Origin of the sequence: Photorhabdus tasmaniensis, from assembly GCF_011189505.1 — a bacterium.
Classification (GTDB): Bacteria; Pseudomonadota; Gammaproteobacteria; order Enterobacterales; family Enterobacteriaceae; genus Photorhabdus; species Photorhabdus tasmaniensis.
Genome location: NZ_PUJU01000051.1, coordinates 20,395 through 35,529, shown reverse-complemented (window position 1 = coordinate 35,529; position 15,135 = coordinate 20,395). Strand labels below are relative to the sequence as shown.

The 15,135-nt window shown below is 43.6% G+C and carries 6 protein-coding genes; 4 read left to right on the top strand and 2 right to left on the bottom strand.

All coding sequences use genetic code 11. The features are described from left to right. Together C5471_RS18770 and rtxA are read left to right on the top strand one after the other, a co-directional pair. A partial coding sequence (locus C5471_RS18770) for an Rpn family recombination-promoting nuclease/putative transposase (protein ID WP_166296261.1) occupies nucleotides 1–243 on the top strand: 243 nt, incomplete at its 5' end. 791 nt (nucleotides 244–1,034) lie between these two features. Continuing rightward, nucleotides 1,035–11,090: an MARTX multifunctional-autoprocessing repeats-in-toxin holotoxin RtxA gene (gene rtxA, locus C5471_RS18765; RefSeq protein WP_133815169.1), complete on the top strand. Its 10,056-nt coding sequence runs from the start codon at nucleotides 1,035–1,037 to the stop codon at nucleotides 11,088–11,090. A 64-nt stretch (nucleotides 11,091–11,154) separates the two neighbouring features. Here the strand turns inward: rtxA and C5471_RS18760 are convergent, their stop codons facing one another. Both C5471_RS18760 and C5471_RS18755 read right to left on the bottom strand, forming a co-directional pair. Then, nucleotides 11,155–11,490, bottom strand: coding sequence for a helix-turn-helix domain-containing protein (locus tag C5471_RS18760; protein ID WP_133815168.1), 336 nt, complete (start codon nucleotides 11,488–11,490; stop codon nucleotides 11,155–11,157). Beyond that, nucleotides 11,474–11,647 (bottom strand): type II toxin-antitoxin system RelE/ParE family toxin, encoded by a 174-nt coding sequence (locus tag C5471_RS18755; protein WP_339959306.1) that lies wholly within the window; start codon nucleotides 11,645–11,647, stop codon nucleotides 11,474–11,476. The genes C5471_RS18760 and C5471_RS18755 overlap by 17 nt, the downstream gene beginning before the upstream one ends. Nucleotides 11,648–12,479: 832 nt before the next feature. Between C5471_RS18755 and C5471_RS18750 the strand changes: the two genes are divergently transcribed. Both C5471_RS18750 and C5471_RS18745 read left to right on the top strand, forming a co-directional pair. Next, nucleotides 12,480–14,366 (top strand): lipase family protein, encoded by a 1,887-nt coding sequence (locus C5471_RS18750; RefSeq protein ID WP_133815166.1) that lies wholly within the window; start codon nucleotides 12,480–12,482, stop codon nucleotides 14,364–14,366. Beyond that, a complete protein-coding gene (locus C5471_RS18745) occupies nucleotides 14,363–15,100 on the top strand; it encodes a hypothetical protein (protein WP_133815165.1) in 738 nt (245 codons plus the stop codon). The genes C5471_RS18750 and C5471_RS18745 overlap by 4 nt, the downstream gene beginning before the upstream one ends. Nucleotides 15,101–15,135: the final 35 nt, after the last annotated feature.

Sequence of the window (15,135 nt, the reverse complement as noted above, 5' to 3'; positions counted from 1 at the left end):
GATACCGCTGATCCCGAGGGTTTTATCCGGCGACTGGCAGAACAGTCCCCGAGGTATGAGGAGGTACTGATGACAATAGCACAAAGATTGGAACATAAAGCACGTCAGGAAGGGCGTCAGGAAGGGCACCAAGAGGCAACGTTAAAAATTGCTCATGCATTGCTGAACAGTGGAGTTGATCGTGAAACGGTGATGAAAACCACCGATCTGAGCGAGAACGAGCTTGAGCAAATACGCCACTAACTCGTGCTGAGAGTGCTTAATCAGCATTTAGCGATTCGTGTTAAAAGAGGATGTTACGGCGACTGGCAGAACAGTGAGCTTGAACAAATGTCCGATAAACTTACTGCTGATACTTTATTGGCATAAAAATGGCTCACAGAGTGTGGGCTATTTTTTTGTTACATCTTTTTGTTTCAAAAAGATAAATTAAATCTTGTTATATTTCCACATCGATAATATTAATAATTTAACTAATTAAATATTTATTTGCATGGTTGATTTTATTTCTATTTTATTAACTTGTTCATATTAATAGCGATAATGTTGGTTATTAGGTAATATACAGGGGAGTAAAATGACTTTTTATTTATTAATATTGATTTTAAATTTATCCTCTATATTATTTCGTTCTATTTATTCACCTAATTAATCAGGGCGAGAGCATGAAAGGCTGCATTTTGAACAAATCGCTCAAATAAAGCACTACCCAATGCTTGAATAGCGTTGAATTGAGTGTTTTTTGTTTATATTTAGATTGTGTTACGTGCAATTTAAGTTCAAAAAACGTTCGTGTTCTCGCCCTGCCTAATTAATCAAAAAATTACTTAAAATAACTTATAGACACATAAACTTAGGATTCCTCTTGGTTTAATTTTTTGTTTATTGTGTTTTGCTTGCATTAATTAACTCCGATTAGGTAAGAGCATGTTTGAAATATCTATATAAATTATCTTAGATATCAATGATAACCAAGATGTTTTCTCTCTATTTATTTTGCTGATCTGAAAAAGAAATAAGCTAAAGGATTGCTTATGGGTAAATCATTAAATAGTAGTACACAGTATTTTTTCACCGGAAACTATTTTGCTGATGATGATAATAATGATATTAATGCTATTGGGTTTGGTGGCTATATTTATGCTCGTGGCGGGGATGATCATATTACCCTCGGTTCGATTGCAGCAAAGGTGTATACCGGTACCGGGCATGACACAGTGGCCGGTGGGGCTGCATATTTAGAAATAGCGGATTCCAATGGTGATCTGTCAGTAAAAGGTGGCGCGGGTTACGTAAATATTGATAAGAGTGGGGATGGTGATATTACATTTTCGGGTGCTGCTGGCGCTGTTTTCATGGAGCATTCAGGTGACCATGGTAATCTGGATTTTGCGGGTGTTGCCGCTTATAACAGTTTGGAACGTAAAGGTTTAACGGGTGATATAGATTTTAATGGTGCAGGCGCAGCAAATTACATCAGCTCGCGGGTGGAGCGTGGTGATATCGCTTTTAATGGTGCCGGTGTTGATAATCACATTGTACGTAAGGGTAAAGAAGGGAATATTATCTTACGTGGTGCTGGCGCATCAAACCGCATTGAACGTCTGCATCAAAGTGAAGACAAATACCAACAAACTCAGGGTGATATTACGTTTGAAGGGATTGGTGGTTACAATAAAATTTACTCTGATGTTTCACGGGGCAATATCAATTTTTCCGGTGTCGGTGCTTATAATGAAATCACCAGATCAGATACAACCGCAAATAGAATTTATCGTAATGAGGGAATAGGTGGAACATTAGAATATGCTTGGGCTGAGGAGATCGTATTGACGACGGCGATGATGGACGGTAATTTTCTCCGGGAGCCTCAGCAAGTGACAGGTGTTAAATCAACGACAGAGCCGAATACTTATCTGTTTGCATTTACCGATAATCAGTACACTTATATCAGCAAAATTCAACTGCAAAATGATCCTGTCACCGATAAGCTCAATTATTACACCAGTTCCTGGTATAAAATAGGTAATCATCTTGAAAATCTCGCATCGCAAAATATTTGTTCACTCAATGGATTTGTCGATATAGATGTTAATGATGCTTATCGTCTTTTCAATTTAACGGTTGAACATCATAAGCCGATGACCGTTCATGGCGTTGAAGAAAACGTTATGGAAAATGAGTGGGTAACTTATATTGTCGGCACATCAGTCAATGTGGAAGATATCACGCTTTCTGACGCGAAAATGGGTGGACATGCCGTCTTTTACGACAGCCAGAAAGTGGATGTATCTGCGGTTAAATGGAACCGTCAACCTAATACCTATGTGTATGCCACATGTATAGAATCATATACCAAAGTCGTGCTGGTTGAATTGGCGGATGATCCTGAAACAGGTTCACTGCAATATCTTGCTAAAGCGTGGTACAAAGCGGGTGATCATACCGGTGATTTGGCTAATGAAGATTTTTCTCCTGCAAATGGATACAGCCCTATAGAAGCGGGTGGGTGTACCTTGAGCAAGCTGCAATATCAGTTTGATACGGTATACCGCATTTCTGAGCAATTAGAACATACTGAAGAATTTGATAGACCGGATATCAATGAGAGTTCGGGTGATATTAATTTCATCGGTGCAGGGGGTGGAAACATTATTGAATCCAGTGTTACTCGCGGCAATGTTAATTTTGAGGGCGGAGGTGCGGCTAACATCATTATACAAAGTGGCGAACAGGGCGATTTGACGTTTTATGGTGCTGGTTTAGCCAATGTTATTGTTCACCAAAGCCGGAGTGGCGCAATGGATGTTAATGTAGGAGGCGCTGCTAACGTACTTGTGCGGATCGGTGATGGCCTGTACCTGGCGCATCTTTTGGCGGTTGGCAATATTTCGATCCACAAAGGTAATGGCGACAGCCAGGTGGTGATGCAGGGTGGTTACAATACGCACACGCAAATAGGTCATGGTCATGCTAACTGGTTAGCGACAGGTGGTTTTAACGTCATGACCAAAAAAGGTAATGGGAATATCTCTTCTGTGCTGTCAGGAGGGGCCAATGTGCTGACCAGATTTGGTGCCGGTGATCTGATTTCGGGTATGTTTGGTGGCGCTAACATTATCACGCATATCAGTGATGATGGTGACAGGTCAGACACCACAGCTATTGCTCTGGGGGGTGCCAATGTGCTTACTAAGAAAGGTCAAGGTAATGCATTAGCGCTGATGGGCGGTGGCGCAAACGTACTGACTCATATTGGTGACGGCAACACGACGGGCGTCATGCTGGGAGGCGCTAATATTCTGACTAAAGTCGGCAACGGTGATGTGCTTGGCATCATGTTTGGTTTAGGTAACGTGCTTACCCAGGTCGGTGATGGTCAGATACTGGGCGTGATGGGTGCGGCCGGCAACATTTTTACTAAAGTCGGAAATGGAACGGCGATTGCGTCCATGATGGGAGCAGGCAATCTCTTCACTCATGTTGGCAACGGTGACACTTGGGCGTTGATGGGCGGTTTGGGTAATATTTTCACCAAAGTGGGGGATGGTGATGCGCTGGCGCTGATGGCAGCGGCCGGCAATGTGTTTACCCATATTGGCGACGGTACCAGCGTTGCCCTTATGCTGGCAAAAGGCAATATCGCCACCAAAGTGGGTAATGGCATGGTTCTATCAGCGATGGTTGGCAAAGCAAATATCTTTACCCATGTGGGTGATGGCGATACTTTTGCCGCTATGATCGGTGGTGCCAATGTGCTGACAAAAGTCGGTAATGATCTGACAACCGCTTTGATGTTGGGTAAGGCTAATATCTATTCGCATGTGGGTAATGGCACCAGTATTGGCTTGTTTGCCGGTGAACTGAATGCCATGACCAAAGTCGGGAATGGTACAACGCTGGCGGTAATGTCTGGCCAAGCCAATATCATGACTCATGTAGGTAAAGGTTTAACCGGTGTTTTGACACAAGGTGAAGCGAATATCGTTACCAAAGTGGGTGATGATTTTATGGGCGTAATGGCGGTTGGCAAAGCTAACGTGATGACTCATATAGGCAATGCGGCAACTGCGGCTGTACTTTTTGGTCGGGGCAATATTCTGACCAAAGTAGGTGAAGGGACAATGGTCGGCTTGCTCCATTCCGATACAGGTAATGTGATGACCCATATCGGCAATGGAACTACCATCGGTTTTGCCAAAGGTAAGGCCAATTTCATGACCAAAATAGGTGATGGAACCAGTGTTAACGCTGCTTGGGGTGAAGCCAATATCCTGACTCATGTAGGTGATGGCGACCGTTACAACTTCGCTAAAGGTAAAGAAAATATCATTACTAAAGTTGGTAATGGGCAAGAAGTTACTGTGGTTCAGGGCGACGCCAATGCTATCACCCATGTCGGTGATGGAGATGATTATACCGGCGCCTGGGGCGAAATGAATGTTATTACTAAGATCGGTGCTGGGCGTAATGTCGTGCTTGCCAAAGGTGATGACAATATTGTGACCCAAATTGGTCAGGGTGACAGCGTTAACGCCTTGTGGAGTGATAAAAATATTATCACTAAAGTGGGTGATGGCCGGCAGGTGATAGTAGCCAAAGGCCAAACTAACATCACGACCACCGTGGGGAATGGTTTAAATATTGCTGCAACGCAGGGTGACCTTAACGTCAATACCAAAGTCGGAGATGGTGTTTCGGTTAACATGGCGTGGGGCAACGGCAATATCAATACCAACGTTGGGAATGGTCTCAATGTCGCGATCATGAAAGGCGAAAACAACGCTAATATTCAGGTTGGTGATGGTTTGACGTTCAATGCTGCTTACGCACGCAATAATGTGGCGATTAAAATTGGTAATGGTGATTTCTACAGCCTTGCCGTAAATAACCTTGCAGACAACAAATTCTCACTCCTTTTTGACAATATCAAACAGACGGCCTTAGGTGTGGGCGGCAGTCAGGCGATTAACTATTTGGTTCACGGTAGTGAATCAAACACATCCGGCAGCCGTAAAGGCCGGGGGGCGATTAATTTAGCGGAAGTTTCTGCCATTAATGGCTTTGAAATGGGGCAAGTTGAACCGGTCAGTTCGGACTTAAACCATCACTTTAGTGTTTCAGTGACAGATATAGACACGCCGGACACTGACTCGATTGAAAGCATTTTGAATCGAAAAATCAAATCCATATCGGATAAGAATAACAATCTGATTATCAACGGTGATTTTGAACAAGGTGACTATGGCTGGCAGTCAACTCATGGTATTGAGGCATATAATCCTGCAAATGCTTATGGTCTTGATGACTCAGATCATGGGGAACGGGTCAGTGAACTTGATACTTACGCTAGCACCGCGATCTACCAGGATTTGCACGATTTGTATGAAGGGGAGGTTATTTCACTGAGTTTTGATTTTGCCGATCGCCCCAATGCCTATCGCACGAACAATGGCATTAGGGTTCTTTGGAATGGTGAAGAGGTATTCTCAACGACAAAAGGTATCGCTAAGTGGCAACATGAAACGCTGGAATTGATCGCTCAAAAGGGCAGTAACCGAATCATGTTTGAAGGTACTGGCTTAAATGATGGGGTGGGTTATGTTGTGGATAATATTGTTGCCAAATCTGAGAGTTCACTACAAGCCAATGCCATTACCGAATATGTGAAACAGGATAAAGCGGCGCAAAATGCATTAAGTGATAAAGAGAAAGCGGAAACAGCTCGTCAGCTGTTGGAACAGGAAAAAGATAAACAGCTGACAGTCATGGCAAGATTACAATCCCAACTGGCGCTAACCGATCAGAACGCGTTGGGGGCGAATGGTCAGGCACAGAGTGACGCAGTGAAAGAAGAAGCTCAGGGGGTGACGGATGAGCTGATTTCCATGACTGACGGTTTGAATGTGCTTGATAGTTATGCCAACTACGATGGTACATTAGGTGACATGTGGCGCAATCGTTTCGCTGGTGGTTTGTTAAACGGCGTGCAAAATAAATTAAATCAAGCCAGTTCTGCGTCTCAACAACAATTAGATAATACCCAGCAAGTTATTATCACTAATCAACAAGAAGTCAAAAAAGCGGTTGCAACATCAGAAGCTGGTGCAATGAAAAGTGAGCAGCATTTTATCGGTTCAATGCAAGATACCGGCAATGCACAAATAAACGCGGAATTAAAAAAGGCAGAAGCGCTTTCACAACAATGGTGGGCAGAAAGAGCGAAAGATGACGCTAATACCCGCTATCAGAGCGCCGAACGTCGTGGCAAACATGACATTGCAGAAGCGGAAAATAAAGCGGCTCAGGCAAAAGAGGATGCGAAAGGAGCTCAACAACCTGATCATGCTAAACCCGAACGTGTGGGGGCATATGGCAGTGGTTTGTCTGGCGAGGGTTATAAACCAAAGGATAATGCAGAAATGGGCAGACGGGTTAACCCTGCCGCAGTTGTCAATGCGGATGGACGGTTTAGTCAAGGGTTAGGCAACGAAAATCTGCCAGCGCTGGGTCATGCTGAACAAGAGGTTAATCGTTTATCGCTCAATACCGGACGCCAATATTTGCTGAATACGCCAGGTACAGCGTTGACGGATCATTCTGCTTCTCAACATCATAATGCTGCCAAAGGGGACATACTGCAAAAAATTGATAACAAAATCTTTGATGTCAGAGCACATGGAAAAGAGCTGAGGGAGCATTCATTTTATTTTAGTCAGAGTAGCAACCTGCTGGAAAAACTCGGGGAAATCATTCCTGAAATTGGCAGTGTACGCCTGACCAAGGGAGACACTGCTGAGTCTAAAAAACTCATGCAAGGATTATGTTTTGCCCTGTCCGCCCGTTACTTGATTGAAGAGCGGGTACATGGTTTAGGGGGCGGCAAAGCTTATATGATGTGGCTGAAAGATGTCATTAAAGCGTACAACGATACATCAATTAATAAGAGAACAGATATCGGCTCTATTGAATCCGCTTTACTGAACCAATATCGTCGCCAAAATATTGGCCCAGCGATTGAAGATATATTATCAATGCAGCACAGCCAGTCGATGGATAGCTCCACAGTTGTTGCACGTAGAGCAGCCAATACCGCGTATGGCGGCAAGTTAAAAGCCAATGGACTGACCGGGCCAAACATCAATAATGCGTTGGACTATGAGGCGGAAGGTTATGAATCTGTCATGGATAAGCTGCGTAATGTGAATAAATCGACTTACATGACATTTATGTCTGAAGATCACGCCATGTCAGTGGTGGTACATAAAAACAACGCTCAAACAGTTTGGTCATTTTATGATCCTAACTATGGGGCAAAATCGTTTGCTGACTATGATGATTTCCGCCGTTTTATGGATTCTTTCCATAAAGGATACCTCACGAAATATAAATTTCAGGCGAGTGAACAGAAGGACCAAAGTTTCTATGTTCAATTCAATAAATTTGAAGAGGGTCGTATTGCGAAATACGACGGTCTCTGGAAAAAGGCGCGTGATGGTGAACAGGGTTACGTACTGCGCGCATTAAAAGAGCAAGGCCGGAATTTTACCCTAGGTTCTGGTGCTACCGGGCGAGTGATTGATTACTGTGAAGATCATATAACGTTGGAAGTGACGACGAAACAGGGTAGGAAAGTCTTGGTTGAAGTTGAAGGTAACAACGTTAAGCAAGCTGTCAACTTTGTGCAGTTGAATGTCGGTAAAATCTTTACTTATCCGGCGGTAAATAAACTGACATTTAAAACTCCGATCCCGGCGCTGGAAAGCTTGTCATCAAATGATGTTGTCGAAAATAAAAATGTCGGGTCTTGGGAACGCATCACTGTTACACCTCAAACCGATGGTCGTGAAACGCGTTTTGATGGTCAGGTGATTATTCAGACAGAAAATGATCCGGTCGTTGCTAAAGCTGCGGCTAATCTGGCAGGTAAACATCCGGATTCCAGCGTCGTTGTTCAGCTTGATTCTGACGGCCAGTACCGGGTTGTCTATGGTGATCCGGCTAAATTATCGGGCAAATTACGCTGGCAGATTGTCGGTCATGGTCGTGATGAATCAGAACAGAATAACAGTCGTTTGAGTGGTTACAGTGCCGATGAGCTGGCGGTAAAACTCAAACAGTTCAACCTGCATTTTGGTCAGGCGGATAAACCCAGCCACATCAGTATCGTAGGTTGTTCGCTGATAAGTGATGACAAACGGGACGGTTTTGCCCGTCGCTTTATTACAGCGTTGGATAAGCAAGGGATTCGCAGTGATGTTTCGGCTCGCCGTAGTGAAGTGGCGGTTGATACGACAGGCCGTAAATTTACCCGTGATGAAAATAACCAATGGGTTAACAACCTATCTGATAACAAAATCATATTCCGGTGGGATGAGCAGGGTGAACTGACGACCAGTACAGAGCGGGTCGTGCGGGGTATTACTGAGAGTGACATCAACCTCTCCCGGGTGGGAATAACCAACGCAGATGAGCCAGCCAAAGGGGCGATTGTAAAGAATTCGAATATTTTCACCGGGCCGGAGAAGCGCAGAACCAGGACAAATAGTCATTCCGGTGATAGATCGAACAGCAATCAATGGCGTTATTCCGGCAATATTCAGATCAATGTGGGAGAAGGGGAATTTACTGCGATTAATTGGGGAACATCGAACGTTGGCATCAAAGTGGGTGATGGCGGCTTTAAATCACTGGCCTTTGGCGACAATAACCTGATGGTTCATATTGGTGATGGTGAGAGTAAACACCGCTTCGATATTGGCGGCTATCAGGCGTTTGAAGGTGCGCAGATGTTTATTGGCAATCGTAATGTGAGCTTCAACATGGGGCGCAGTAACGATCTGATTGTGATGATGGATAAATCCATTCCGACACCACCACTGATCAATCCGTTTGATGGCGCTGTGCATATTGCGGACGTACTGCAAGGTATCGCCCGCTCCGATGAAGGACAAACATGGTTAATCGCGCAAAATGAACAATGGACATTGGCCGGTGCGAAAAAGTTTATTCAGGATATATCCGGCTTAGATCAAACCAGCAGTGTGGATTATCACACCCTGATTGAGCTGGATTCTCAAAACGAACGTAGCAGCCGTGCGCTGAAAAACGATATCGAATTAACGTTGAATAAGCAATATCACACGTGGTTGAGCAGCAATGGGAATCGTGCTGACATCGGCAACATGAGTCGTGCGGACCAATTCCGTCAGGCTAATGAAACGCTGGCATTCAACTTTGCGGTTGGTGGTCAGGGCGCGGATATTCAGGTGACAATGGGTAACTGGAACGTGATGTTTGGCGACAACATCCAGTCGATTTTGGATACCAACCTGGGATCGCTGTTTGGTCTGATGACTCAGCAATTTACGGCAACCGGTCTGGTGAAAACGACCTTCACCTATAACCCGCACGACCTGCCGCGTCAGCTTAAGAACAGAGTGCTTGGCCGATTGTCCGGTGTTGGGGCAGACACCACCTTTGCCGATATCTTTGGCGTAGATTACACCGCAGAGGGGCGTATTGTCTCCCGCACAGGCGAACCGGTTGATGGTGTCGCTATTCTGCAAGAGATGATTGAAATCATTGGAGAATTCAGTGGTGAACAGCTGAACGCTTTTGCTGATCCGGAGAAATGGCTTGATGGTTTGCGCTCTGGTATCAATATGGGTGCGGATGGAGTGAAGCCATTTGTGGAAAGTCATGGCTTAAAAGAGAAAGAAATTAAGGAAGAAAGTCAGGTTCAGCCAGGGGATATTGAAAAAGTGCAAATCAACCGGCCAACGACTGACAGTAGCAACCCGGAGCGAACATTTGGTTTTAATGCGTTGAACCTGCCTAACCTGTTTGCGACGATATTCAGTCAAGACAAACAAACAGAAATGCGATCATTAGTCACCAATCTGAAAGAAAACCTGACGGCAGATTTGCTTAATATGGAAGAGAAAACGTTTGATTTTCTGCATAACAGCGGCCATTTGCAAGGAGACGGTGATATTCATATGTCGATGGGCAACAGCAACTTTAACTGGGGGGGTGACGGTAAAGATCTGGGTGCTTATCTGGGCGATAACAACAACTTTTGGGGTGGCCGTGGTGATGACGTGTTCTATTCTATGGGTATATCCAACATTTATACCGGGGGAGACGGTAACGATCTGGGTATCCTGATGGGGCGTGAAAACATGATGTTTGGCGGTGCGGGTGATGATACGGCGGTGATGGCTGGACGTATTAACCATGTGTTTATGGGGGAAGGTAACGATCAGGCATTTATCTTTGGTGAAGAGGGTTTTATTGATGCCGGTAGTGGGCAGGATTACCTCATCACCTCCGGTAACTACAATCGGGTGGATACCGGGGAAGGCCAGGACTATGCGGTGACTATCGGCAATAACAATCAAGTTGACCTGAATGAAGGTGATGATTTTGCCAGGGTGTTTGGTAATGACAACCGAATTGATGGCGGCACCGGTAACGATGTGATTAAGCTGATGGGCTACCATGCGGTGATCAATGGTGAAGAAGGTGATGACCACCTGATAGCGGCGGCGATGTCGAAGTTCAGTCAGTTTGACGGTGGTGAGGGACAGGATCTGCTGGTGCTGGGGGGCTATCAGAACAGCTTCCAGGGTGGGGCGGATGTAGACAGCTTTGTGGTCAGCACAGAGGTGATTGATAATTATGTTAGCGATATCAACGCTGAAGATATGATTGTCTTGAACGGCATTAACTGGCAAAACCTGTGGTTCCAGCGCAGCGGATATGATCTGGTGTTATCAGTGAACCGTCATACTCAGGACAACACCGCTCAGGGCATATTTGAATCAGTAGGTTCAGTGACCTTTCATGATTACTTTAATGGTAACCGTGCCAAATTGGTGACGCAGATGGGTAATAAAGATCCGTCAGGAGAGCGTGAATTTATCACACTTGCAGACAATACGGTTGATTCCTTGATCCAGGCCATGAGCGGTTTTTCCCCGACAGCGGGAGATAATGGTTTTATTGAGAATCTGGATAGTAAGGCGCAAGCGGCTATTACGACGGCGTGGGCAGATACCATGATTGGCAGGAAAAGATTTGCTTGATTAATGGGTTATAAGCTAATTAACTCCCAGTAATAAAAGTAAAAATGGCCCACAGAATAGTGGGCTATTTCTTATATCGCATCAACACTTTCAACCCATGCTTCTGAACCACAGATAATAATTTCAGTGACAACCCACTAGGACGCTTTACCCCGGTTTCCCATTTCTGAACCGTTGAAACACTGGTATTGAGATAACGAGCGAAAACGGGCTGGCTCACATTCAGTTTCTCGCGTAATTCTTTGATCTCAAGAGGCTTAAGACCATTAACACTATCAATACAGGTTTTATCAAAGCTACGCATAGTTTCTTGTGGAATTGCACCAACGCTAAATAATCCAGAAGCAGCGCTATGGATAGCTTCAAACGCAGGATTTTTAAATTTACTTTTTGCGGTCATGACAAATCTCCCCCGGTTTTTTGTTCTTAATCATAGCTGTAATCTTTTCATCTGAAAGGTCAGCGTAATGTTTTGCCAGCTCCTTGAATCCAGCCAGTTCACGATCATCAATGTTCGCCATATTCCTATCGGAAACATAAGTAAATAATTGGCGAATGACTGCTTTTCTTGAAAACTGGCATTATTTTTACAACTAAGCAGACTCAATTGAATCAAAAAGACATTTTTATTCCTTACGGGAAACCCGTCAACAGCGGAGTATAATCGATTGGGCAAAAGAGTAATATCATTATTCCCGATATTTAATGAACGGCTAGCTAGAAATGAAATAGCTAAATAGATAATTTAATTAATTATCGTGATGGGTTGTGGGGAATATATTTTTTAATTAAAAATTAATGTGTTATATTTTTTTTGGTGGTGGTTGTATGGAATGTAAATGAATTCGAGGCTGTTTATCTATATATGGGTTATTTTTCTGAGAAAAATAGAGTATTTATATCCGCGTTATACTTCAATTAGATTGAAGGTAATTGAATTGGCATTCAGGTTTTAATGATTTTTTACAGTTTGTAACACTTTCTTACAAATTTATATTTTTGTAAATTTAAAAAAATGAAAATTTTTCTTGCTATTTTGTGGTTGTTTAATGATTATTAAACAGGCTTCATCATATGACCTGTATGAATGAAAATTCATATCCTGTTCCCCTTATACACGGGGATTAATTGATTGGGATTCATTTTTGTATTCCTGTCGTTCAACTTACTATTACTCACTGCATAAGCTGTGATGTTTGTCTGTGATAGTAGGATTTTTACGGGTTTATTTCTTGGGTAAAGAAATAAATTATTTTAATTCCTAAGCGTGGGCGCTTTTCGAGTGATGAAGGTTATTTATCACCGGACGGAACAAATCTTGTGAGACTTTCAGCACAGGATGTTTGGGCTGCTGCCTATATGTAAGATTAAAAGAGGGAAGCCAAACCAATGGGTATATCAGATCCGCGTTTAGGTTTAGATTGTAAGAAGTATTTGAGGCACTGGGTAGAATTTCAGTTGGTGGATGAACAGGATAAACCGCTGGTCAACCTGCCTTATCGTCTGATCAGTTACGGAACTCCAGGTTATGTGCGTCAGGGGGTAACCGATGGTTTCGGGATACTCAGGGAAGAAGACCTGACAGCTTATCCGGTGACCTTGTATATCCACGCCCAATCATTGGCGGATGAAATGGAACAACGCCCGTTGCGGGAAATATGCGGTGAAGCGGTGTCGGTGGTGAAGCCAAAAGCCGAAGCGGAAGGTCACCAATATCACTATGTGACTATCGGGCAGATTAGTGATGGGTTGCCGGTGATTGAGGGATGGGATCCCAAAGATATTCCACCTCCCTATCATTTTCCGGACCCTGAGCCAAGTGGCTACACGGTTCATCCATTAAATCAACGGTATGTACTGGAAATATGCCCGTTTCGAGCCTGGGTTTTGCAGTTGCATCATCAAAAGGAGTATTCCATTGTTAATGCGTATAACCAGTGTTTGATGAGTGTGCTGGCTTATGCCGATGGTGATGTTAATGTTGAAGGATCTGTGGCTCACTTTTTTAACCGGCAAATGGTGGATGTCTCGAAGTTGCCTTATAAGGTAGAGACATTATCGGTTCCCCCTATTGTTTACAGTGTGCCATTTAGTGAACGTTATACCCGGGTAGAGTTTATTGATTCAAAAGCTGGAAATAATAAACAGGGCGATACTCAGTTGTTTTATGCTGCCAGCCAAAACGATTTAATTGTCAGTTGGCGGGGTACAGCCAGTAAAACGGATATTCTGACCGATGCTACGTACCAGCCTTTGGGGTTAGGTTGTGATGAGAAGACATTGTGCAGTGAGTTTATTCACCATGGCAAAGTACATGCAGGGTTCTGGGAGGCATTTAGTCTGGTTGGCAAGTTAAGAGTTCCCAGTGATAAAAGTAAAATAGTATTCGGTGACATTATTACACTAGCTCAAAAACGAAGGTTATTTATTTGTGGTCACAGCTTGGGTGGTGCATTGGCATTACTGCACAGTGCACAACTGAAAGAATATGATCCGTGTTTTTACAGCTATGGAATGCCGCGAGTGTTAACAGTCAGTGCGATACGGGAACTGGCAGATATCACCCATTACCGCCATGTGAATGAAGATGACCCGATCCCATCTTTACCGCCGGAAAAAAATCTGGATAACTGGCTGTATGATTGCTGGGGACCACTAGGCTATCTATTCAGCCCCGTTGAATTGCTGGATTTTACCAGCAGCGGTGAAGTGTTCTTGCATCACGGAAAAATAGTACATTTTTGTAAAATTAATCTGGTTATTGAATGGTTGGAAGAACGTAACCCCAGCAATCATATTCGGCTAAGGACCACCTTACCCACTAAAACAAAATTATATTTAATTCCGTCACTAAACCGTGAAACGGAAAATAATCTGGAGGATGCCGGGGAGATTCAGAAGGGATTTTTTAAGCAGATAAGCAATGTGGATAAGGCTAAATGGTTTCCGTCGAATGAGAATCCGACCGTAAAGGATGCTTTGGGTTTTCCTGATCATAGTTCTCTGAAATATGCCCGTTATATTGGTGCGCGACTTGCAGAATTGGTTGCACCGAATAGATACCATTTTTTCCGGGATCAAGAGCAATTATTTGAAAAGACGTTGAATGAACGGACTGATATTGTTTCAGATATTCGGCAACGCGATGCATTATTTTTGCAGATGGATCATCAGTTGAAACAAGCACTGATTTGCACTCAACAAGATAAACAAGGGGCGTTGGCCTTAACACGCTATACGGATAACGCTATAGGAATTGAGGAAGATTTATCATGATAAATATCAAGCAAGGCTTATTGATATTGTTAATCACATTAATATCAGGCTGTGCTGACCCAAATGAGCCACTTTCTCCTCCTAAAGAAAATCAGTGGATCACAGTAGAAGGAGTCGCACCGAAATATACGGAGCCGCATGTATCGGCAGAGTATATCTCAAAAGATTGCCTTGAATATCAGCTGCATGCCGATATGTCGCCTTATAGGGTGCCGACCTATAATGGGCTTCGTCTGAAAGTGAAGGCCGATCCACAAACGGGTTACTTTCAGGCGAAATTACCTTTTAATGGTGGCGGTCGGTGCAAATGGAAAATCAACCAGGTTTTTGTGACGGTAGGCTATACTGATGTTCGTCGTCTGGTTAAAGATGCCACCCAGTATCCAGGGGCAGAAGGAACAGGTTTAACCGTATTTATTAAAGATGCAGCGACAACAGACAATGAAACCGCCGCATTGAATACTCTGGATTATAGTCCGATTATTTACCCTGTTTTGGAAATGGTTAACAGATTCCCCAAAAGAATATTCTTGCAAGGTGAGGTAGCACAACGTTTCTTTACTCTGAGATTAACTCCAGGCGCAGAATGGAAAATCATCTATAAACCTAAATTGGATGAAACCAAGATGCCAAAAATTATTATTCCACCAGGCAAAGAACCTTCAAGAGTTGAATATCCTGATGGCAGAGTTGATTTAAATAGAGACTCCATTGATTACTGGAAAATAAAGTAATATCACTTCTTTATGGATTAGCAATTGAGGAGTAT

Bases quoted from the DNA above. Each gene is read 5' to 3' on its own strand.
- rtxA (WP_133815169.1), top strand. From the start codon at position 1,035: ATGGGTAAATCATTAAATAGTAGTACACAGTATTTTTTCACCGGAAAC.
- C5471_RS18745 (WP_133815165.1), top strand. From the start codon at position 14,363: ATGATAAATATCAAGCAAGGCTTATTGATATTGTTAATCACATTAATA.
- C5471_RS18760 (WP_133815168.1), bottom strand. From the start codon at position 11,490: ATGACCGCAAAAAGTAAATTTAAAAATCCTGCGTTTGAAGCTATCCAT.
- C5471_RS18750 (WP_133815166.1), top strand. From the start codon at position 12,480: ATGGGTATATCAGATCCGCGTTTAGGTTTAGATTGTAAGAAGTATTTG.